Here is a 21318-nt window from a genome sequence, read left to right as displayed (position 1 = left end):
CAGTAGCCCCTGCTGGGTAATGATATTTTGGCCACTTGACTGCTTTTGGATTTACTCACTCACCAAGCAGGTCATCAGAATCACTCGCAAAACATTGCGCATCGCGTATAGCGCTCGCCTTGACCATACAACCGATAGCATCGCAGCCGACCCAATCACACTCCTTTGGTCCGGAGGAAATCATGCTAGAGAGACCGTTAGGTGTGCCCGCTGAGTCAAATTCGGAGCTTGAAGTCGTTGTCGAGCAGAAGATAGTTCGAGGCGATGCTGCGAAAGGCATGCGACCTTACGTATGCATCGATCGGGTCAAATATACTAATGAGTCGCTTGGGCGCAAGCCTGAAGCGATCGGTCAAAAACTGATTGTCCAGATCGACGCGCGTGACATGCGAACGGTGCGCGGACACCTCGAATCTGGCGAAGATGTTGGGATCCTTACAGCGAGCAAGGCGTGGTCGGGGCATTGCCACTCCCGGACGGTACGAAGGGCAATGAATTCGATACTTGCCGCTCGAGCCCTGGAAATCCCGAAGTCGGAAGATCCAATAGAGGCACTCGTCCTGTACAAGCGAGAGCAACTGGCCAAGTGAGCCACTACGTTTTCACGCGTGGAAGGCCCCACCGCGACCCGCGATTTTACGGAGAACTGCCGCCGCAATTCACTGCTAACTCATGGCCGCAGCTTAGAAGACGCAAGTTTGCGTATCCCGAGTGTCCCTCACATCGAGTGCAGGACGGCCTGAACTGTCCTAGACGCTAACGACTTACTATTGCGCCATGTCTGAATCTGACGTCGTTTACGACCCGATGTCGGTTTCGCTCCTCCTAGTATCCAAATTGCCGGCGCTGCGAGGCGGAAACCTCATGCGCCAACATCCCATGCTCGAGCGACAAAACGCTGAGCCGCACGATCCACACCTTTAGCCGCCAACCACTGGACATTGCAGCGTCCGGGCCCAACGTCGCTTGCGGAGCGCCGTCAGCCTCGATCGTCCTCGTGTCCACGTTGCCAGCGCGCCTGGCTAATACCTTGGCGCGCTGGCAGCGATCCTCAAGCCAGCAGTGCGGGTGACGTCGGCGACTGACCGCCACGTTTTAGTGTATCTTTTCGAACCTGGGGATTTAACACTGGGTTTTGCACGATTTTTCGGGACCCCCATGTCGTTTCTCATAGGGAGAATTGGACCCGGTGTCTCAAATTTACTGTCTCTCATTCGGCGAGTTTCAAATTTACTTCGCTTAAGTGACCACTTTTACTTCGCCGAACGTCGGCAGGGAGGTAATTCTTGCGCTTCGATGCTGCGCCTCAGATAGAGCATTTAACATAATATAGATTATGCGCACTTAAGGCGAACACGAGCTTGCTGATACTCGCTTGGCCGTCCTCTGCATTTTCTTGAAAAGACTTAGACAAGAATTTGCTTGCGCGCTTGATGAATCGTTTGGAATCCAGTAGAGCAAGCCGTCACTGGCATCGTGCTCTCTTTGGCCACGTTCGCACCATCATGCGACCTTCCGACATGATCTGGATTCGCGGCCGCGATTGATTTGCTCTGTGACATCACATGAAGGATTCTCCGAGCAGGTACAACTCATCTCTGAAGCCGGGCAACAGCACAGCTGCCTCGTGTTCCAACCAGCGCTGGTGATCGATTAACCATTTCAGCACAGGATTGTTCAACAGATCGGGTGGAAAACGCCGTGTCGGCCATGGCAAGTCGAGAGGCAATGAATGCGTAGCCAGGAGTACACTCGTGGCACGCGGGATCCAGGGCGTTGGCCTGCGCCCCGGCTCTTGCCCGCGGATCGAAAGCCCAATGTCGAGTCCAGCCGGGTCGACGTCCCCGAAATGAAACCAGGGAATATTGCTCGGCAAGCGATCGATGAAGCGCGTTGCCAACAAGGTGTTCCGGCCCGGCGCATGGATCAGGAGTAACCAGGACGGCACGGAAAGATCGACGTATGCGCCGATGTTTTCCACTGTCAGGATCAGCTTTGGCAGCTCCCCGCCAAGGCGCCAGTTACGCGCCAGACCGCGTTCAGGCAGGATTGTTTCCCCAAACAAGGCTTGGCATGCATTGGCTGCAAACCGTTCTCCGCCCTCCCCTGAAAATTCGAGTCCTGCGTTCGCCCGCAGTCTCAGCGCTTCGTCTGTTGTCAGCAGTACGCCTTCCGGCGGCGTGCGATAGCCCGACTTGGAGTGGGCGCCGGCCCAGGCGGACCAGGTTTTGCGATTGAGACGTTCGATGCCGACAGGGAGTTCGAGCGACATGCGCCGCATCGTTCTTAGCGCGGTGGCCGAAATCGTATCCGGAGAGGAGCAAAACGCCGACTCGGCATCGTCCAGTTCTGGCCAACGCACCTTCAAGTACCGACGGAACTTCTCCTTGCAGTGAGGTGGCAGGCGAAACTCGTTCAGGCGCCTGGCAGGTACGACCAAGCCAAGTTCTTCGGCCTCCACAAGCAGTGGCTCGGCAACCCTGGTCGATCTTATCGTTCCCAGCAGCAGGAGCCGTAACGCCGCCGCCCGCAGTTCGTCGCTGTCCCAGTTCACGCACTGATCCTTGTCCCGCGGATGGTGACAAACTCGTCGCTACCGCGCAGGCTCCGGCTCAACTGGAAGACGGTCGAGCGGCGCGGTTTGTCCAGTCCGGGGGCCGCCACCAGGGCCTGGACATCCATCCGTTGGCAAAATTCCGTCAACGTATCGAGTGCTTGCTCATCCAGGCGATTGGCTTCATCGAGAAGGATCTGCTGCATGGCAAAGCCGCCCGATCCCGAAATCCGGCTGGCCTCCTCGTTCCATGTACGTAGGATCATGACAAGCACCGCGGCTCCGGTACCAATCGCTTCGCCTGTCGACACCTCGCTGGTGGCTTCCCACTTGCCGTTGATGCGCCTGACTTCCAGCCTCAGCTGCAGATAATTGCGGTAGTCAAACAGGCGTGCTCCCTGGATCGATCCGCCAGTCTCACGTTTATACAACGCTGCCAGCGTGTCCTCGAGCGGCAGGCCCGAATCGAAAAGCGAAATGCTGTTATCGCGCTTCAGGCAAGCCAGCATGTCAACCATGTCTTCCGGATAGCTGATCGCAATCTGCAGCCCCCTGATGGAGCCGAAACTGACCTTCTCCAGCTCCCGGTTCAAACGAATGATCAACGACCGGGCGGAGCGCTGGCGAGCGGCAATGCCGTCGGTAAGCCCGGACGAACGTGTCCGCATCTCGTCCTCTTGCGAGGCCAGGGTGCGCTCCAGCTCGCTCATCTTCTCCAGCATCTGGGCCAACGCCACTTGCGGATCGTCGGCGCTGGCCAGATGGCGTGGAATACGCTGCTCGATATGCCGGCGCACACGTTCCCACGCCCGCAAGGTCTGGACGGCGCGCCGTTCACCGGGCATATCATCGAAGCCCTCGATGCGCTTCAGGTCCAGAAGCACATTCGGCCAGGGTTTCAGGCGCTCGAACAACAAGGCTTGCTGGTTCTGAGACGACTGGAAAGCGTTGATCTGGCTACCTGTCGGGAAATGTTGCTGCCGGTTGAGATCGGATTCGATGCGGCCGCGTAATCCCAGCTGGATCACGACCCGGTCGAGTTCGCGCTGCGCCCGACGCTCGTAGCGGACGGATGCCAGCCGCTCCGATGCGCGCTGTTGTTCGACCTTGATCTGCCCGGCCCGGTCTTCCAGCCTGTTGCGCTGTTCGATGAGCAGATTGTTCGACCTTTCATGCTCGACATCCAGGCGCTGCGAGTTGGCGCTGGCGAGGTCATGTGCTTGCACGGCGGCAGCGACCTCCTCGTCCGTTCCTTGCAGGCCAGTGAGGTCGAGCCTGCTGATGAGCTCCCGGCATTTCTCGACGACTTGCAGCAGGACGGCCGACGCATCCGACTCCGCCCGCCGCGCGCCATCGAATTCGGCACGCCGGACCTGCAGCTTTTCGTCGGCATCCGTGACGCCTTGTCGTACGGGCTCGATTTTTCGCTGGAGCGCCTCGATCACACTGGTTTTTTCGTTATAGTGCCGTTCGTCCTCTTCCCGGTCCAGATGCGTGAGCACGCCCAGCAGGCGTTCGAGCGCCTCACGCTGATGTGCGAGCCGCTCGCGCAACCCCCGGTGACGCTCGAGCGACGCTTCCAGCTGATCGCGCTGCCCAGGCTGCACGGGATGCGCGAGAATCGGCAGCCCAGCGAGGATTTCGTGTACCGTGTCCCCATGCCGGCCGATCCAGGCTTGCGCAGCGCGTGCTGCCCCAAGCTGCGCCTCGATCCGCCCTGCTTCTTCGGCATGGTCGGGAGCATCGAGCAAGGCATGCCGCGACTGCAAGCGCATCAGGACTTGCTGCCGCCGGGTGATCGTAGCGCCTGTCTCGCGCAGTTCGACCAGTTGGGTTTGTGCGCTCTCGATCGTCTGGTTCAGCGCCCGCACGGCAGCATGCTCGGCATGCAGGGCCGGGCGAGGATCGCTTGCCCAGGCGGCGCTGCCATAGGACAGCACCTTCTCCGCCAGCCGAACGCCTTCTTTCAGGCGCCGCGATGTCTCCCGCAATTCGCTGAGTTCGCTTTCCATGGCATTGCGCTCGTCTTCGAGACGCCCCATCTCGCGCTCACGCGCGTGGCGCCCCAACACGGGGTGGCGCGGCCGCCGGGTCAGGCGAACCGCTTCTTCGTCGCGGAAGCGCTCGGCAACGAGCTCGCTGTCCTCCAGGCTTTCCTCATCCCGTTCTCCGTGAACTGCCGCCTCCGATACGAACAGCAGGTTATCCGGACGGTCACTCAGCTCGGCGGCTTCGCGTGCCGCGTGCCGGGGTGCCGCCACCACGATCGCTTCGGTCCACATTCCCAGGCGTGCCTGTACTGCAGGAGCGTCTTCCACCGCCAGCGAATCGAACCGGGCAGCCAACAGGAGTCCATCGACATGTTCGGCGACGGTACCGAGCCGCGCATCGAACAGGCCAGCGCAATGCGCCAAGTTCTGGATACGCTCCGCCGCCTCATGCAGTCTGGTTTCGAGAAGACGCCGGCACGCGTCGGTATTCGACAATTCACGTCGTCCCGCGTCGATTGCGTTTGCCAGGCTCTCGGCCGTTGCCGACTTGGCCCAGTTGGCACATAGGGCGGCCAACTGCTCGTGCCAGTTGCGTGCATCGACGTAACGGCGCGCCTCCTCTTCGAGCTGCGCAATCCGGCTCCTGGATGCGACGAGCGCGTTTTGCCGTTCGGAGAGTTGTGCTGCCAGGTTTGCCCGGTCGCTCTCGATCCTTTCGATTTGCCCGGACACGGCCACCAGCTGTTCGGCCAGCGCCGCACTGCTGGCAATCCCCAGGTCCGCCCCGGTTTTCCGTATTTCCCATTGTTGCGCCGCCAGGTCACGCGCGTGCACCAGTGCAGTCTGGAAAGCGGCGACCTGACCAGCAAGGCGCGTGTCATCGCGCAGTTTCGCTTCAAGTGCCAGTGCCCTGTCGTAGGCGCCGGCCTGCTTCCCGTCCTGGCCCTCTTCGACAACTGCAATGGTCTGCAACTTGGCAAGCAACGAGGCGAAGCGCGTCGCGTGATCGTCCAGCGCGTCGAGCTCTGCCTGCAATCGTGTCTGGCGCTGGGTTTCCTCTGCATACTGCCAGTCGATGTCCCGTTTCGTCGACGATGCATTTGCCGGATCGAGCTTGGCCGGACGCATCGCCTTGCGCGCGTCGGCCAGGTGAGCACGGGCGATACGCAACTCGGTTACGCGTCGAATCAATCCTTCCACGGCCGCCTGTACATCGGCCAGTTCTCCGGCAATGCGTGCATATTCATCCTGGGCATGCCGCAGCGCCTGCGCGGCCTCCTTTTCTTCCGCCTCGGCCCGATCGCGGCGCGACACGGCCCGGTCGACTTGCGCCTGACGGCTTGCTTGCTCCTCGCGGGCGCGACCGAGATCCTGGCTCAGCGAGCGCGCGTGCAATGCCTTCTGAACGTCGGCACGTCTCGCTTCCATCGCCTCCCGGGACACTGCCAGCTCCTGCTTCAACTCGTCCACGCGCCGCTGCAAGTGGGCGGTGCTCGCCTGCAGACTGACATATTGGCGCTGGCTCTCCCTGCTGCGGTCGACCTGTTCCTTCCAGTTTCGTGTCTCCTGTTCATAGCGGCCGCGCGCGCCGAAGTACGCATACGACGCCATTTTCCATGCCGCATCGAATAGTTCGCCGATCTCATGGTGAGCCTCCCTTGCGTGCTCCAGCTCGCGCCGCGTCTGCCGGCACTGATCCAGGCTTTCACGCATGAGCGTGATACGCCGCTCCAGCGAGGTGTCGGGCGACAGCAGATAGTCGCGCAAGCCGGTCTTGATGAGTGTGGCCAGTGCGGAGCCCTCCATCGACGTGGCAAGCACCCGGTAGAAGCGTTCCTGTTCCTCGTGAGTTGTCATCGGCATCGGTGTGATACCGTGATCGAACAAGACCCGCATGTAATCGGCAAGCGACTTGTGCACGACCATCCTCGCGCCATGCATCGCAAGCTGCTCGCGCAGGCGCGCCAGGGGCGGCACGATCACGCCGGATGGCTCACGCAGCAGCAGAACATCATGGGGACTGGCATCCGGCGGCAGATCGTGGATGATGAAAGGTTTGCTGTCGACCGAGGGCATGCCTGCGCGCGTCATCGCAACACCGGCCCACAGGTTTTTTCCGCGCGGCGTAACCCATTCGATCAGGGTATAGCAGGTACCGAATTCGCCGATGCGTCCCCACAGGCCGCCATCGCCGCGCGTGGACGGACCGCCATTGATGTTCTTGAAGGAGAGCAGCCGCTGATTCGGCAGGATCGCGGTGACGTAGGCCGCCATGACCGTGGTCTTGCCGGCCCCATTCTGCCCCTCGAGCCCGGTAACGTGCCGGTCCAGATCGAACGAATGGAAAACGATACCCTTCCAGTTTGCCAGGACCAGGCGCTTGGCAAACGCACGACGCAGATTCATCTGGGTTCCTCCCGGCCGTCGGCATCCGGATCATCCGTGCCATCCGCGATCTGTCCTTGTGCGATCAGGCTTTGCAGGGCTGCCTCGAGATCCGCCGACGTGCGGACCGGGTCGGCAAAGCGCATCACGGCGCGTAGCGGCCTGATCACGGTTGCGTCGGCGCGCCCCTCGCGCCTGATGAAGCCCTGGCGCTCCAGCGATCGCAGCGACGTGGCGAAAGTCTCGCGCAGTTTGCGCGCATCCTGATCGACGTCCTTGCCGCGCCGCCGTGGACGGGGGATAAAACGCAGCAAACCCTCCTCGCCCAACAGCTGCTCGAGCAGCGTGAGCACGGCCTTCTCGGGTATGCACAGATTATTCTCGAGCCACTTCGGATCGAGGCGCATCAGTGCGAGTGCCTGGCCGACCAGCATGTCCATGGCCGAGAGCCTGCGTTGCCCAAGCGGCGGCGGTATCGCCAACCGGTCCGGCACGAGATAGAAGTACGCTTCCTCGCGGGTCAGCAGCGACACTTCGTAGCGCCCGTAGAAGCTGTCGAGGTGCGGCTTGGCGGCCGTCAGGAAATCGAACAGGGCGGCATCGTAATCCGCCCCGATGTGCTTGCCGGCGCGCAGCTGCAAGTCGGCACGTGGAAATAGCGGATCGGAAATGACTTGTTCCAGGGACTGATAGATCATGGTTGGTGTCCTTCATCATGGACCGGCAAGGATGGCGTGAACGGCAATTCCAGCGCATCGTTATCGGCCTGGGCTGCAACCAGGCGAAGGTGCAGGTCCAAGGTCTGGGCATGGAGATGCTCCGACAGCTTGACCCATGCCTGCTCGAGCATGTCACGGGTCGTCATTCCGAACCTGAGCAGTTCGGGCGTGACGCGCATCAGCAGCTGGAAATACGCGTTTTCGGTGAAGTCAGGGGCGATATCGCGTACCGCGGCCACGATGTCGATTCGGCCGTCGTGCCGGAGGCGCTCCACGAGGGCCGCAACCGCGAGTTCGATCTCGTCGGGGCACGGCTGCACGCGCTCGGTAAGTGTCCGGTTCGCGAGCACCTCGTCCGGCACCGTGATCACCACGGAAGCGGAAGGCCGTGTCACATCGCGCAAGTGCAGGAACGGTTCCGGCGCCACGGCCAACAATCCGAAGGGCCGGTTCTGGAATCGGCGGATCTGCTCGCTCAATCGGCTCCGCAGCAGGTTGTCCGGGTCGGTGCGGACAACGTCACGGATGTAGATCTGCGCATTCCGGTAGTAACCACTCCAGTCCTCGTAGCGCTGGTGTCCCCAGAGTGCGAGCCGTCCGAGCTGGTTGCGCGTGCGGTCGAGCAGCCTGGGTAGATCAGCGTGCTTGCCGCTATATGCCGCGAGCTCGAAAAGCTGGGTTTCAAGGTGCTGGACATGTTCGCTCAGTATTTCGTTCAGCTCGCGCAGCGTCCGGTGCACACGGTCGATCATGGCAACGCAGCGGTCGATGGCTTCCGCCCATTCGCTGTCCACCAGTTCGGTGATCTCCTTGCGCAAGGCTTTGTGCGCAAGGTCGAGCCCACGCTGCCGTTGATCGACCAGGCGGATCATTTCGGCAACGATGTCGCGTAGTGGCCAGATGACCCTGCTTTCCCAGTCCTCTTCGGCATCCGCACTGGCAGCACCGCGCAAGATCTCGCCCAAGACCGTCCTGATGTTCATCAGCATGAAGGACAGGTTTCGTTTCGTCAGTTCCCGATCTTTTTCCATGGACCTGGCCAGTGCCAATCCCAGCGGAGAAAGCGAAAATTCGCCTTCGCTGGCCAAGCCGGCGCCATCGGTGCGCAACAAGATGCCCTGCGCTTTCAAGCGCGCGATCATGTTCGTTGCGCGCTGGGCTTCGGTTTCGCTGTCGACCTGGGCAAGTTCATATACCGGCGCGAAGATACGGCGCAAGGTTTCACCGTCGAGGCTCGGCTCCACGGCATCGAGCAAATACGCGTGCAGACCCGCCAGGAAAGCCGCCTCTTCCCTGTCGAGATCCAGGGTGAAGTTGGCATGCCAGGCCTCTGCGACGACTTCGGCGACCGATACGGACGCGTCTGGTGGATCGGAAGATGGATCGACGCGCATGAGTGGTCGGCACGGCTTGAGTTAAAACATGCAGTCTACTGACGAGCAACCACCCGAGTTTGACGCATATCATGAGCTGCAGGCGCCCTAGGAAGGGCCACCAGCCATGCCAAAACAGTGTATCGGGACAGCCTCAGCGTACACCAAGTGTGGCTGTACAGGTGAACTCGCCCGGACCCTCGTTGTTGGAGACTTGTCTCTTGATTCGTATTTCGTTTCTGGCCCGAGACGGTTCAGTTTTATCATTGTTTCGGTATCGAGTTAGTTAGTTACGCTTTCACCCGGCACAAGCTCTGCCACAAGTTGACAAACTTTTCCGCGGCCTGCAGATGATAATGATTCTGATTTACCACTCTCGCTTACGCCACCACATGTACCTGCTCTCGAACCCAGTCAACACCGCACGCCGCCGCTGCGCCCTCGCCGCCGCCGGCGCCCTGCTCGTCCTGTCCGCACTCCCGGCCCTGGCCCAATCCAAAGTTGACATCAAGCACGCCAGCGGCACCACCGCCGTCGTTCCCAATCCAAAGAAGGTCGTCGTCCTCGACCTGACCAGCCTCGACACCATGGCCGCCCTCGGCATCGACGTGACCGGCGTACCGGAGTCGCCAATGCCGAAGCACCTGGCCCGCTTCAGCGACAAGAAGTACGCCCGGGTCGGCACCCTGTTCGAACCCGACTTCGAGGCGATCCATGCCGCCGCGCCGGACCTGATCGTGGTCGGCGGCCGTTCCCAGGCCAAGTACAAGGATCTGGCAAAGATCGCCCCGACCATCGACATGACGGTCGATCGTACCGACCTGATCAAGAGCGTCGAGCGCAACACCAACCTGCTGGCTGGCCTATTCGGCAAGCAGGCGCAGGCCAAGGTGCAGCTCGACAAGCTGCACGCCTCGATCGCCGGTCTGAAAGCCAGGGCCTCCACTGCCGGCAGCGCACTGATCGTGCTGACGACGGGCGGCAAGATGAGCGCCTATGGCCCGGGCTCGCGCTTCGGTGTCCTGCATGATGCCTTCGGCTTCAAGCCGGCGGTGGCCACGCTGCAGACCTCGAACCACGGCCAGGCGGTCTCGTTCGAGTTCATCCAGAAAACCAACCCGGACTGGCTGTTCGTCATCGACCGCGACGGCGCCATTGGCCGCCAGGGCGCCTCCGCACAGCGCCTGCTCGACAACGAACTGGTGCGCCAGACCAAGGCCTGGCAGAACAAGCGGGTGGTCTACCTCGATGGCGGCAACTGGTACACCCTGGGCGGCGCGGGCTTGACCGCGATCCAACAGAACATCGACCAGCTGGCGCAGGCCCTCGACGCCAAACGATGAGCCATCTTGCCGAACCGGCGCCGGCATCTGGCGGCGCCGCGACGGCAGCGGTCCGGCGCCCGGCCTCGCATGGCTGGCTGGCGCTGGTGCTGGCCGTCGCCCTGATCCTCTCCCTGCTCAGCATCAGCATCGGCGCAGGCGACTTCAGCTTCGCCGGCCTGTTGGCCGGCACCGATACCCAGGCCTGGCAACTGTTCGCCGTCAGCCGCCTGCCGCGCACCGTCGCCCTGCTGCTGGCCGGGATGGCGCTGGCGGTCGCCGGGCTGATCATGCAGATGCTGGTGCGCAACCGCTTCGTCGAACCCTCGACCGCGGGCACGATCGAATCGGCCACGCTTGGCATCCTGGTCGTCATGCTGCTGGCGCCGGACACGCCGGTGCTGGGCAAGATGCTGGTTGCCACCGCCTTCGCCATGGCGGGCACGCTCGCTTTTCTCGGCCTGCTGCGCCGCATTCCCTTGCGCTCGCCCTACCTGGTGCCGCTCGTCGGCCTGATCCTGGGCGGCGTGGTGCAGGCCGTCACCACCTTCTTCGCCGTCCGTCACGACATGCTGCAAACCCTGCACGCCTGGACCGTCGGCGATTTTTCCGGCGTGCTGCGCGGGCGCTATGAATTGCTGTGGATCGGCTTCGGCCTGGCCGGGGCGGCGTACCTTGCCGCCGACCGCTTCACGGTGGCCGGCATGGGGCAGCAGTTCACCACCAACCTGGGCCTGGACTACCGGAAACTTACCCTGGCGGGCCTCTTAATCGTGTCGGCAATCGCCTCGGTGGTCGTGGTCACGGCCGGCAGCATCCCCTTCCTTGGGCTGATCGTGCCGAACGTCGTCAGCCTGCTGTTCGGCGACAACATGCGGCGCTCGGTGCCCTGGGTGGCGCTGCTGGGCGGCGTGTTCGTGCTGGCCTGCGACATCGCCGGCCGGCTGGTCGCTTATCCGTACGAGATTCCGATCGGTACCGTGGTCGGCATCGTGGGCAGCGTGCTGTTCCTGGTCTTGCTATTGCGGGGGCGCCGTGCGGCATGACGTCTCTCCACGCATGCGCATGGGCATCCTGGCGACGCTGGCCGCCGCTGCGATCGCCACCTACATGCTGGCCGGTGCGAACGGCAACTGGGGCTTCGTGCTGCCTTTCCGCGGCGCCAAGCTCGCGGCCATGCTGCTGGTGGCGTTCGCGATCGCCGTCTCGACCGTGCTGTTCCAGGCCATTACCCACAACCGCATCCTGACGCCCTCGGTGATGGGTTTCGATGCCCTCTACATCCTGATCCAGGCCTTGATGGTGCTCGGCATGGGGATCAACCCCGCCCAGGGCGAAGAGCGGCAGACGGTGCAGTTCCTGGTCGAGGTGGCCGCCATGACCGGCTTCGCCTGCCTGCTGTTCTGGGGCGTGTTCAACGGCGCGGCGCACAGCCTGCACCTGATGCTCCTGATGGGGATCGTGTTCGGGCTGCTATTCCGCAGCCTCTCCAGCCTCGTGGTGCGCCTCATCGATCCAAACGAGTTCGCCTACCTGCAGGACCGCATGTTCGCCTCGTTCAGTGCAGTTGAGACCGGTTTGCTGTGGGCGTGCGCGCTGGCGATCGGGCTGGCGTCGGCGATTGCCTGGCGCCTGCGCCGTTCCTACGACGTGCTGGCGCTGGGGCGCGACGTCGCCGTCAACCTGGGCGTGCCTTACCGGCGCACGGTGATGGCGACGCTGGTCGCAGTCTCCGTGATGGTGGCCGTGTCCACCGCCCTGGTCGGGCCGGTGCTGTTCTTTGGCCTGCTGGTGAGCAACCTGGCGTATGTAACGATGGGCAGCGACCGGCACCGCTGGCTGGTGCCGGCCGCCGTGCTCTGGGCGGTCATTTTCCTGGTCGGCGGGCAGGCCCTGCTCGAACGGATACTGAAGTTGAACGCGACCATCAGCATCGTCATCGAATTCGCGGGCGGGCTCCTGTTCCTGCTCCTCATTACCCGCAGAAAGCAAACATGATCAAGATATCCGGACTCGGCAAACGCTATGGCCACACGGTCGTGGTCGACGGCGTGTCGCTCGAGATTCCCGCCGGCGGCCTGACCGCCATCATCGGCCCCAACGGCGCCGGCAAGTCGACGGTGCTGTCAATGGTGAGCCGGCTACTGCCCCCCAGCAGCGGTAGCGTGCTGGTCGACGGCATCGACGTCATGCACGGCGACACCAAGGCCTTGGCGAAGCGCCTGGCGATCCTGCGCCAGGACAATCACCTGCCGCTGCGACTGACGGTGCGCGACCTGGTTGCCTTTGGACGCTTCCCGCACTCGGGCGGGCGCCTGACGCTGGCCGACAAGGAGCACGTCGAGCGCGCCATCGGCTGGCTGAACCTGGGCGAACTGGCCGAGCGCTTCCTCGACGAACTGTCGGGCGGCCAACGCCAGCGCGCCTTCGTGGCAATGGTGCTGTGCCAGGACACCGACTATGTGCTGCTGGACGAGCCGCTGAACAACCTCGACATGCGCCATGCGGTGGACATGATGGGCATCCTGCGCCGCGCCGCGGACGACCTCGGCAAGACCGTGGTGCTGGTCCTGCACGACATTAATTTCGCGTCCTGCTACACCGACCGCATCATTGCCATGCGCGACGGCCGCCTGGCCCACTATGGCACGCCGCAGGAGATTATCCGGCCCGAGGTCTTGAGTCCCTTGTACCAGCTCGATATCGCCGTGCACGAGGTGGGCGGCCAGCGCATCTGCACCTATTATCGTTGATTGCCCATCCGCCGCCGGCCGCCCCGCTCCCGGGTGGGCCGGGCCGGCTACCGGGCGCCCTTCATCCTGGTCGCTTGTTTTCGGGATGTGTTGTGTCCGTAGTCCGTTACATCGATTTCTTTGTTTTTTGGTTTGGCCTTAGTTGGTTAGTTACGTTTTTATGGTAGGGTGTGGCATGTTCTTTTGATGTGAGCGCATGATGCACACCATCGTTTCCTGGGATGCCGATCCCATCAAGGCCTTCAAGGCGTTCATCGCCAGCACCGCCTTTGCCGAGACCGGCCGGCGCCAGCGCGCCGACGGCACGCTGCGGGTGCTGTCCGCCGAGTCGGCCAGGATCTATATTTTCATGTTCCAGAACTTCGCGAGCTGGTGCATGGAACAGGGTCTTGTCTTCTCCACCCTCACCCACGCCGACCTGCACCGCTTCATCGACCGTAGCGTCAAGGGCAAGCGTGTCCTGAACAGCAAGATCGCCTATCGCTACCTGCGCCTGCTGGAGCGCTGCTACGAGCACCTGGCCGTGGACCCGAACCCGGCCCAGCAGGCCATCCTCGGCATCGACCGCGCCCACATGACGAAGGACGAGGCCGGCCGCACCCTGTCCGACGACCAATTGCAGCGCTTCTTTGCCGCCCTCCCCGCCGATGCCCCGCGCAAGCGGCGCAACACGCCCTTCGACGGCTGGAAGCGCCGGCGCGACCGCGCCATGCAGGTGGTGATCGCACTGGCCGGGCTGCGCGTATCGGAAGCGGTAGGCCTGCTGGTGGGCGAGCTGGGCAGCCAGCCCGGCCTCGACGGATCGATCGTGCTGACCATTACGCCCGACGAAAAGCACGACACCAGCCACGAACATGCGGTCACCCTGCCGCGCGAAGGCGTCGAGGAATTGCTGCCCTGGCTGCAGGAGCGCGCGGCGATGAAGATTCCCGGCGAGTTCGTCTTCCCGGCCAACGTGGGCGGCGCCAGGCTGACGCGCAAGACGGTGTACGTGCAGATGCGCGCCACCTTCGAGCGCGCCGGCATGGACCTGTCGCGCGCCGGCGGGCGCACCCTGCGCAACACCTTTGCCCGGCGCCAGCTCGACAGCGGCACCCAGCCCGACGAACTGAAGGACGTGCTGGGCCTGGCCCTGGAACGCTCGGCCGCCGACTACAAGCTCACGCGCGTGACGCCCGATCCGTCGGAGTGAGGGGCTCGGACATCGCCGGCGCGCGATTGAGCGGCATCAAACGCCGCGCTTGGCCGGACGGCAGACTGGGGCCGTCCGCGCGCCCGGCGCGCCTACCCGAGGAGCGACCATTTTCAAGCAGATCCTGTTGCCCACCGATGGCTCCGCGCTGTCGGAACGCGCCGTGCTGGCCGGCGTCAGCTTCGCAAAAGACGTCGGGGCCCAGGTGGTGGGCTTCACCGCCCTGCCCGACTTCCGCACCTTTACCGCCGACGCCGAGATGCTCGCCACCACCGAGGACGAATACCTGGCCACGAGCGAGGCGCGCGGCGCGAAGAACCTGGCCGTGGTCGAGAACGCCGCGCGCAGCGCCGGCGTGCCCTGCGCCAGCCTCATCGCGCGCTCGAACCAGCCCTACGAAGCGATCCTGCAGGCGGCGCGCGAGCGCGGCTGCGACCTGATCGTGATGGCCTCGCACGGCCGCCACGGCATCACCGGCATGCTGCTCGGCAGCGAGACGCAGAAGGTGCTGGTGCACAGTGCGATCCGTTCTTCCAAACTTACGCAAAGCTAACCGTAATCAACTTCTCTGTTGGATTCCTGCTTCACTGGGGCCGGTTTCACTCAGCGCATGCAGCACAGGGCCAGCGCCTTCCCCTCCACAGGCCGACACGGTGGAACTCACCGCCATGTTTCTTAGGTTGACTGCCGCATTGACGTCGCGGTCATGCAGTGTTGCGCATCCAGGACAGGTCCACTGGCGTACGTCGAGGCTGAGTGCATCTAGCTTGCAACCACAGCACGAACAGATCTTGCTGCTGGGGTACCAGCGATCGGTGACGATCAACTGGCCACCGCGCCGCTGCGCTTTGTACAAGAGCTGGCGGCGCAGTTCGGCAAAGCCCATGTCGGCAATCGCACGCGACAGGCACCGGTTGCCGAGCATGCCCTTGACGTGCAGATCCTCGATGCCAATGGTGTGAAAGCGCCGGGTGATACTTGCGCTAAGCTGGTGCAAGCCGTTCGCGCGCGCGTTAGCGATCCTGGCATGCAGGCGAGCCAGTTTGGCTCTTGCCTTCTTGCGGTTGCACGAGCCTTTTACTTTGCGTGACAAAGCGCGTGACAGACGACGTAGGCGATCCAGTAGTGTTTGCAGCGCTCTTACCCCAACAACTTTCTCTCCGGTCGACAAAGTGGCCAGGTGCGTCACTCCAAAATCGATGCCTACCGCGCCTTGGTTTTCGGCTGGCGGCAGCTGTGCGTCGGGAGTGTCAATGCTGATGCTTGCATACCAGTGGTCGGCCGCGCGTGAAACGGTCGCAGCGACAATTCGTCCGGTGTAGCGCGGGGCCTCGCGCATCTTCAGCCATCCGAGTTTTGGAATACGAATGCGACACCCATTAACCTTGATCAGGTCGTTACTCAATGTGAACCGGTCGTTGATGCCCTTGTGCCGGAATCTCGGATAGCGTGCGCGTTTCTCGAAGAAATTCTGAAAAGCGCGGCCCAACTGCATGATCGCCATCTGTGGCGCATTCTTCGTCACTTCCAGCATCCATGGGAACTGCGTGCGCTTGATGGCATTGAGCTGGCGCCGCAGCGCTGCTTCGTTTGGCTCGGGCAAGGCTGGGTCGAATTTGCACGCTTCGAATTGCCGTCCCCATTCGGCCAGTGCCCAGTTGTAGGCGAACCGCGCGGTCCCAGCTGCACGCGCCAAATACGTTGCCTGAACCTTGTTGGGGTCGAGCCGAATATGATGGGCAAGGATCATCACGCCTCCTTTGTCCCACGTTTGACACCGTCGATCAGTTTCTGGTTCCGATGACTGCGCCTGTCACTCAGCTGTACAGTAGACCAGAATAAAAGTGCTGTTATGGATGGTAATGAGGGAAGAAACTTATCCATCTCGGATAAGTGTGGACATGTTTCGATCAATTGCCGGTTACTGCTAAAAAACCGGTGCTGGTATATCGCTGCCGCACTCGCGCAGACGCCCCAGGAAATCGGCAAGAAAGCGATGAAAAAAAGCGCCGCAACGAATGCGGCGCCTTCAGCACGGGGAGCAGCCAGTAGCCCGGATCAGATCCAGTAGATCAACGCAGCCACGCCGACGATCAGCGCCACCTTGGTGATCTTGTACGCGGTCTTGTTCCAGGCTTTGTAACGGCGGCGGTACTGACCCATCACGTGCGAGATGCGGAACAATTTGCTGACCAGGCCGGTCTGGTCGCCGGTTTCGTTCGGCGAGCTGGCGGCCGTCATCATGGTGCGGCCGAGCCAGCGGTTGATGGCCTGCATCCAGCGGTAGCGCATCGGGCGCTCGACGTCGCAGAACAAGATCACGCGGTCGCTGTCGCTGCCGTTGATGGCCCAGTGGATGAAGGTTTCGTCGAAGATCACGCCTTCGCCGTCGCGCCAGCTGTGGCGCTGGCCGTCGACGTCGATGAAGCAGCGGTCGTCGTTCGGCGTGGCCAGGCCCAGGTGGTAGCGCATCGAGCCGGCGAAGGGGTCGCGGTGCGGGTTCAGCTTGGCGCCGGGCGGCAGCTCGGCGAACATCGCGGCTTTCACCGAAGGAATCGATTGCAGCAGCGCATAGGTCTGCGGGCACAGGCGCTCGGCCGATGGGTGGCTGGCGTCGTACCACTTCAGGTAGAAGCGCTTCCAGCCGGTCTTGAAGAAGGAATTGAAACCCGCGTCGTCGTTCTGCTCGGCGGCCTTGATCTTCTTCAGCGCCAGCATGTTCTCGGCTTCGGCGCGGATGACCTGCCAGTTCTGCTGCAGCGGCGCCAGATCGGGGAATTCGCGCACCGGGATGTAGGGCGTGCTCGGCACCTTCGAGAACAGGTGCATGAAGATGTTAATCGGGGCCATGAACGACGAATGGTCGAACAGCTGGCGTCCGAACGGCAGGCGCACCTTGCCGCGGAAATGAATGTGGAGAATCGAAAGAAAATAGAAACCGACGACCACCCACTTCATCATGCACTCCCAGAACTGACCACACGGTCAGCATCGAATTAAACAGGGCGCAAGAATAGCATATCCGCCAGGCGGCCGTCCGGCGCCCGGCGAAATCGACAGCGGACTGTCGCGTTCATGACGAAGCACGCGCTGAAGCCGCCGCCAGTTCGCCGAAGCGAACCGATACAGCCGCGGCACGCGCCGCGCGCTACATCAATGCAGCGCCGTCATGGCATAGCCCTTTTCGGAGAGCTGGCCATTCAGGTTGTCGATATCGTAGTCCGGCAGTTGCTCGGCGTTGTCGTCGACTTCGAAGGCGCGGGCCTCCACTTCCCAATCGGTATTGGTGGCTTCTTCAGGGATGTTGCGGGTTTCCGGCACGGCCAAGTAGGAGAACTTGCCGTCGCTTTCGGCTCTGCGGTAGATGTCCAGGCGCATAATCGTTTCCTTACGTTAAAGCTCGCTTTCGGATGAAAGCGGACGACTCCACAGTAACGAAGCACGCCGCGTGCGTCTGTTAATTGCCCCACACTCTGCCGGACAGGGCGCAATCAGCGCCCTGGCGACAAGCCCAAGATGCGTGCCGGCAATAAGACGATCGCGCGCAGCAACGCGAACACGGCCTCGACGCCGATCCCGAGCAGGCGGAAAGGCAGGAGCAGCAGCCAGACCAGGGGATAGGCCAGCAGCGCCAGCAAGGCCAGCGGCCAGCACAGGAAGAGTAAAAGCAGCCACAGCAGGAAGCCCATCATTGCGCACCCGGTCAGTTGAGGAAACCGCAGTGTAGGCAGGCGCCCCGGCCGCATCAAGCGGCCCCGGGACGAACGGCGCCGCGGCGGGGTCGAACTGCCGCCGGCGCCGACGAACGGGTGGGTAGATCAGGCGCGCAGGAGCCGGACGCTCAGGCGAACGCGGCGACAAGCCGCGGTGCGGCGGCCCGCGCCTCCTCGTTCGCACCGACATCGGCATCGGCATCGACTGCCAGCGTGACGCGCAGCGCAGCCTGCAGCGACGGAATCGAGGCGCCGGCACGGTACTGGAAGGACACCTGCACCACGTCGCCGGCCACCACGTCGAGCGCACGCGCCAACGGCAGCGTCATGTAATGGTTCAGCCAGTCGATGGTGCTGCCGCTTTCCTGCACAATCGACAGGACGTTCTTGGTGACGAAGCGCAACGCATTCAGGCTGCCGTCCTGCTCGACGATGAAGCTGCCTTGCCAGGCGATCAGCTTGTCGACCGGCCCGGCAAAGTCGAGCACGCTGTACACGGCCGGCTGGGCCAGCCCGACCGTGCCCGGATAAACGGCCGTGGTTTCCTGGAACTGCACGATCGGCGCGTAATAGCCGTGGAAGCTGTACTCCTGCTGCAGCGGCTGCACTGCCATTACCACCGCTTCGGGCATGAAAATTGGCAGCGGGCCGCCGAAGCGTTCGAGGTAGCGCGCCTTGAAGGCTTCGATCACGTCGACCTGCTTTTCGCGCAGCATGGCAACGTGGATCATTTCGCAGATCACGACGTCTACCGGTTCCGGCGGCAGGTAGTCAAAGGCGTCGGCGTGGATCACCTCGACCTTGTGGCCATTCGGGTTCTGCGCCAGGAAGCGGCGCGCCTCGCGCACCAGGTCAGGGTTGAACTCGACGCAATACACCTTCTCGGCCTGCTGGGCCGCGAAAAACGACAGCACGCCGGTGCCGCCGCCCAGTTCCAGTACCTTCATGCCGGGTCGGACGGCATGCGCGATCGCATCACGGAACGCGTCCATGCGGTTCCCATCCATCAGCATGTTGTGATGGTAGTGGACAGGAATAAATTGGCCGAGGTAGCAGCTCTCGATTTCGCGTTCGTTCAGCATGGGATCCTTGTTGTCGGCGACGGCGCAGGCTGCCGCATGGGTCGATGGAATACGAACAGTATGCCTGCGCCGGGTGCGCGGCAAAGGCAGGAGCTGATGCGAAATCACCCTTTAATTCCGGATAAGCACGTCGCGCCACGCGGGGCGCCCGGCAAGCACCGGTCAGCGCGGACCCTGGCGGATCGCCCTGGCCACCCGCGGCTTGCCGGCGCGTTCGGCCAGTTGCTCGGGTGTCAGGCCTTCGCTGTTCTTCAGCGCCGGGTTGGCGCCATGCTTCATCAACAGCAGGGCGGTATCGTCCTTGCCTTCGCGCGCCGCCATCATCAGCGGCGTGTAGGCGCCGGTCTTCAGCGGCGACACCGCATCGATCCTGGCGCCGCGTTGCAGCAGGATGCCGACGATCTCGTTGTCCCCCGCGGCCGCCGCATAATGCAGCGCCGTCCAGCCGGGCTGGTTCACCCTGGCGCCCTTGGCCAGCAAGGCTTCGACGGCCGCGCGGTTGCGCTTGAAGGCCGCCATCATCAGGGCCGTGTTGCCGTTCACGGCCGCCGCGTCCAGCTGCGTGCCGGGGTGGGCGAGAAACACTTCCAGCACGCGCATCGCATCTTCGCGCACCGCCAGCACCAGGCCCGGCTCGCCGCCGAGGGGATTGAGCTGGTTGGCGTTGACGACCGAACCGATCATCGCCTTGACGGTCCGGTCGTCGTCGAGCTGGACGGCGCGGAAGAAGGCGGTCAGCTGGCGCCCGTCGGGCGGCGATGTGGCCACAGGCGCGGCGTGGACCAGGCCGGCGCCGGCACACATCGCGAACAGGATACTGCGAAGGATGGTGCGGCGCTTTGGGGTCATGTCAGGCCCTGGCGTGCTGGAACAGGTTGAAGAAGTTCTCGGAGGTGCGGTCCGCCACTTCGCGCAGCGGCACGCCTTTCAGGTTGGCGATGAACTCGGCCACGTGCGGCACGTAGCCCGGCTCGTTCACCTTGCCGCGGTAGGGCACCGGCGCCAGGTAGGGCGAATCGGTTTCGATCAGGATGCGTTCCAGCGGAATCGTGCGCGCCACTTCCTGCAGGTCCTTCGCGCTCTTGAAGGTCACGATGCCGGAGAAGGAAATATAGAAGCCCATCTCGATGGCCGCCTCGGCCACTTCCAGCGACTCGGTAAAGCAGTGCATCACCCCGGCCACGCCACCCGCCGCCACCGCCGCGCCCTCTTCCTGCAGGATGCGGATGGTATCGGCACTGGCCGAGCGGGTATGGATGATCAGCGGCTTACGCGTTTCGCGCGATGCCCGGATATGCGTGCGGAAGCGTTCGCGCTGCCATTCGAGGTCGCCCTCCAGGCGGTAATAGTCGAGGCCGGTCTCGCCGATGGCGATGATCTTCGGGTGGTCCGCCAGCTCGACCAGTTGCTGCACGCTCGGTTCGGGCGTGTCCTCGTAGTCGGGATGGACGCCGACCGAGGCGAAAATGTGGGGATATTGCTCGGCCAGGGCGAGCACCGAGGGGAATTCCGGCAAATTGACCGACACGCACATGGCGTGCGTGACCTTGTTCTCGGCCATCTTGGCCAGGATCTCGGGCATCCGGGCGGCCAGCTCGGGGAAATTGATGTGGCAGTGGGAATCGATGTACATGTCGCCATTGTAAAGGCAGGCGCCTGACTGTGCCACGCAGCCGGGCGCCTAGCCTTCAGGCAGAGGTTTACTCGACCACGCGCTTGCCCAGGATGATCAGGTCGCGCTCGACACCATCCAGGTTGGCTACCCGCGGGAAATTGGCCCAGGTATCGAAGCCGAACTTGCGGAACAGCGCCAGGCTCGGCGCGTTGTGGCCGAAGATGAAGCCGAGCAGCGTATGCACCTTGATCTGCGGCGCAAAGGCGATCGCCTGCTCCAGGCAATACTTGCCCAGCCCCTTGCCGCGCCAGGCTTCGGCAATGTAGATCGACAGCTCGGCCGTACCCGAATAGGCCGGGCGGCCATAGAAATTCGAGTAAGACATCCAGCCGATGACTTCCGGGTTTGCCGCAGCATTTTCCGCACCATCGTCGGCGGCGTGGATGGTCCACAGCGGGCGGCGTTCCGGCGTGTGGTCGTTGAACCAGCCCACGCGCGATTCGACCGACACGGGTTCGGTGTCGGCGGTGACTTCGCGCGAAGCGATGGTGGAATTGTAGATGTCGACGATGACGGGCAAGTCGTCGCGGCGGGCGAGGCGGTGAACGTAGGACGGCAT

Annotated in this window: 18 protein-coding genes; 6 read left to right on the top strand and 12 right to left on the bottom strand. The window is 62.9% G+C overall.

Going from position 1 to position 21318, the window contains the following annotated elements:
• Positions 1 to 1561: 1561 nt before the first annotated feature.
• Genes ACWYRN_RS21360 through ACWYRN_RS21345 form a run of 4 tightly spaced genes read right to left on the bottom strand, consistent with a single transcriptional unit; the run spans position 1562 to position 9043 of the window.
• On the bottom strand, positions 1562 to 2554 hold the full coding sequence (locus ACWYRN_RS21360) for a hypothetical protein (RefSeq protein ID WP_488689741.1): 993 nt from the start codon (positions 2552 to 2554) through the stop codon (positions 1562 to 1564).
• Positions 2551 to 6951, bottom strand: coding sequence for an ATP-binding protein (locus tag ACWYRN_RS21355; RefSeq protein WP_488689740.1), 4401 nt, complete (start codon positions 6949 to 6951; stop codon positions 2551 to 2553). The genes ACWYRN_RS21360 and ACWYRN_RS21355 overlap by 4 nt, the downstream gene beginning before the upstream one ends.
• Positions 6948 to 7628 carry a chromosome partition protein MukE gene (locus ACWYRN_RS21350; RefSeq protein ID WP_488689739.1) on the bottom strand — a complete coding sequence of 227 codons (681 nt, stop codon included), beginning with the start codon at positions 7626 to 7628 and terminating at the stop codon, positions 6948 to 6950. Before ACWYRN_RS21350 ends, ACWYRN_RS21355 begins: the two co-directional genes overlap by 4 nt.
• Positions 7625 to 9043, bottom strand: a complete 1419-nt coding sequence (locus ACWYRN_RS21345; protein WP_488689737.1) for a hypothetical protein — start codon at positions 9041 to 9043, stop codon at positions 7625 to 7627. Before ACWYRN_RS21345 ends, ACWYRN_RS21350 begins: the two co-directional genes overlap by 4 nt.
• Before the next feature lie 371 nt (positions 9044 to 9414).
• Between ACWYRN_RS21345 and ACWYRN_RS21340 the strand changes: the two genes are divergently transcribed.
• The 6 genes from ACWYRN_RS21340 to ACWYRN_RS21315 all read left to right on the top strand — a co-directional run bounded on the left by ACWYRN_RS21340 (position 9415) and on the right by ACWYRN_RS21315 (position 14842).
• Entirely contained in the window at positions 9415 to 10365 is a 951-nt protein-coding gene (locus ACWYRN_RS21340) for a siderophore ABC transporter substrate-binding protein (protein WP_488692861.1), read from the top strand.
• On the top strand, positions 10362 to 11390 hold the full coding sequence (locus tag ACWYRN_RS21335) for an ABC transporter permease (protein WP_488689736.1): 1029 nt from the start codon (positions 10362 to 10364) through the stop codon (positions 11388 to 11390). Before ACWYRN_RS21340 ends, ACWYRN_RS21335 begins: the two co-directional genes overlap by 4 nt.
• 13 nt (positions 11391 to 11403) lie before the next feature.
• The gene (locus ACWYRN_RS21330) at positions 11404 to 12342 is read left to right on the top strand and encodes an iron chelate uptake ABC transporter family permease subunit (protein WP_488689735.1); all 939 of its coding nucleotides are present in this window, start codon (positions 11404 to 11406) and stop codon (positions 12340 to 12342) included.
• A complete protein-coding gene (locus ACWYRN_RS21325; protein WP_488689734.1) occupies positions 12339 to 13097 on the top strand; it encodes an iron ABC transporter ATP-binding protein in 759 nt (252 codons plus the stop codon). Before ACWYRN_RS21330 ends, ACWYRN_RS21325 begins: the two co-directional genes overlap by 4 nt.
• Positions 13098 to 13293: 196 nt before the next feature.
• The gene (locus tag ACWYRN_RS21320) at positions 13294 to 14289 is read left to right on the top strand and encodes a tyrosine-type recombinase/integrase (RefSeq protein ID WP_488689733.1); all 996 of its coding nucleotides are present in this window, start codon (positions 13294 to 13296) and stop codon (positions 14287 to 14289) included.
• 127 nt (positions 14290 to 14416) lie between these two features.
• Entirely contained in the window at positions 14417 to 14842 is a 426-nt protein-coding gene (locus tag ACWYRN_RS21315; protein ID WP_488689731.1) for a universal stress protein, read from the top strand.
• A gap of 6 nt (positions 14843 to 14848) precedes the next feature.
• Here the strand turns inward: ACWYRN_RS21315 and ACWYRN_RS21310 are convergent, their stop codons facing one another.
• The 8 genes from ACWYRN_RS21310 to ACWYRN_RS21275 form a co-directional block, all read right to left on the bottom strand.
• Positions 14849 to 16039: an RNA-guided endonuclease InsQ/TnpB family protein gene (locus ACWYRN_RS21310; protein WP_488689730.1), complete on the bottom strand. Its 1191-nt coding sequence runs from the start codon at positions 16037 to 16039 to the stop codon at positions 14849 to 14851.
• Positions 16040 to 16347: 308 nt separating this feature from the next.
• Entirely contained in the window at positions 16348 to 17250 is a 903-nt protein-coding gene (lpxO, locus tag ACWYRN_RS21305; RefSeq protein ID WP_488689729.1) for a lipid A hydroxylase LpxO, read from the bottom strand.
• A gap of 192 nt (positions 17251 to 17442) precedes the next feature.
• A complete protein-coding gene (locus tag ACWYRN_RS21300) occupies positions 17443 to 17667 on the bottom strand; it encodes a DUF6139 family protein (protein WP_229435606.1) in 225 nt (74 codons plus the stop codon).
• A 113-nt stretch (positions 17668 to 17780) separates the two neighbouring features.
• The gene (locus tag ACWYRN_RS21295) at positions 17781 to 17981 is read right to left on the bottom strand and encodes a hypothetical protein (RefSeq protein WP_488689728.1); all 201 of its coding nucleotides are present in this window, start codon (positions 17979 to 17981) and stop codon (positions 17781 to 17783) included.
• Between the two features lie 149 nt (positions 17982 to 18130).
• On the bottom strand, positions 18131 to 19084 hold the full coding sequence (locus ACWYRN_RS21290; RefSeq protein ID WP_488689727.1) for a class I SAM-dependent methyltransferase: 954 nt from the start codon (positions 19082 to 19084) through the stop codon (positions 18131 to 18133).
• A gap of 162 nt (positions 19085 to 19246) precedes the next feature.
• Positions 19247 to 19933, bottom strand: a complete 687-nt coding sequence (locus tag ACWYRN_RS21285) for an ankyrin repeat domain-containing protein (RefSeq protein ID WP_488689726.1) — start codon at positions 19931 to 19933, stop codon at positions 19247 to 19249.
• Position 19934: 1 nt separating this feature from the next.
• The gene (locus ACWYRN_RS21280) at positions 19935 to 20717 is read right to left on the bottom strand and encodes a TatD family hydrolase (protein WP_488689725.1); all 783 of its coding nucleotides are present in this window, start codon (positions 20715 to 20717) and stop codon (positions 19935 to 19937) included.
• A gap of 67 nt (positions 20718 to 20784) precedes the next feature.
• Positions 20785 to 21318: a GNAT family N-acetyltransferase gene (locus ACWYRN_RS21275; protein ID WP_488689723.1), complete on the bottom strand. Its 534-nt coding sequence runs from the start codon at positions 21316 to 21318 to the stop codon at positions 20785 to 20787.

The organism is Massilia sp. BAP21 (assembly GCF_057801335.1).
This window is presented reverse-complemented; position numbering and strand designations above follow the sequence as displayed.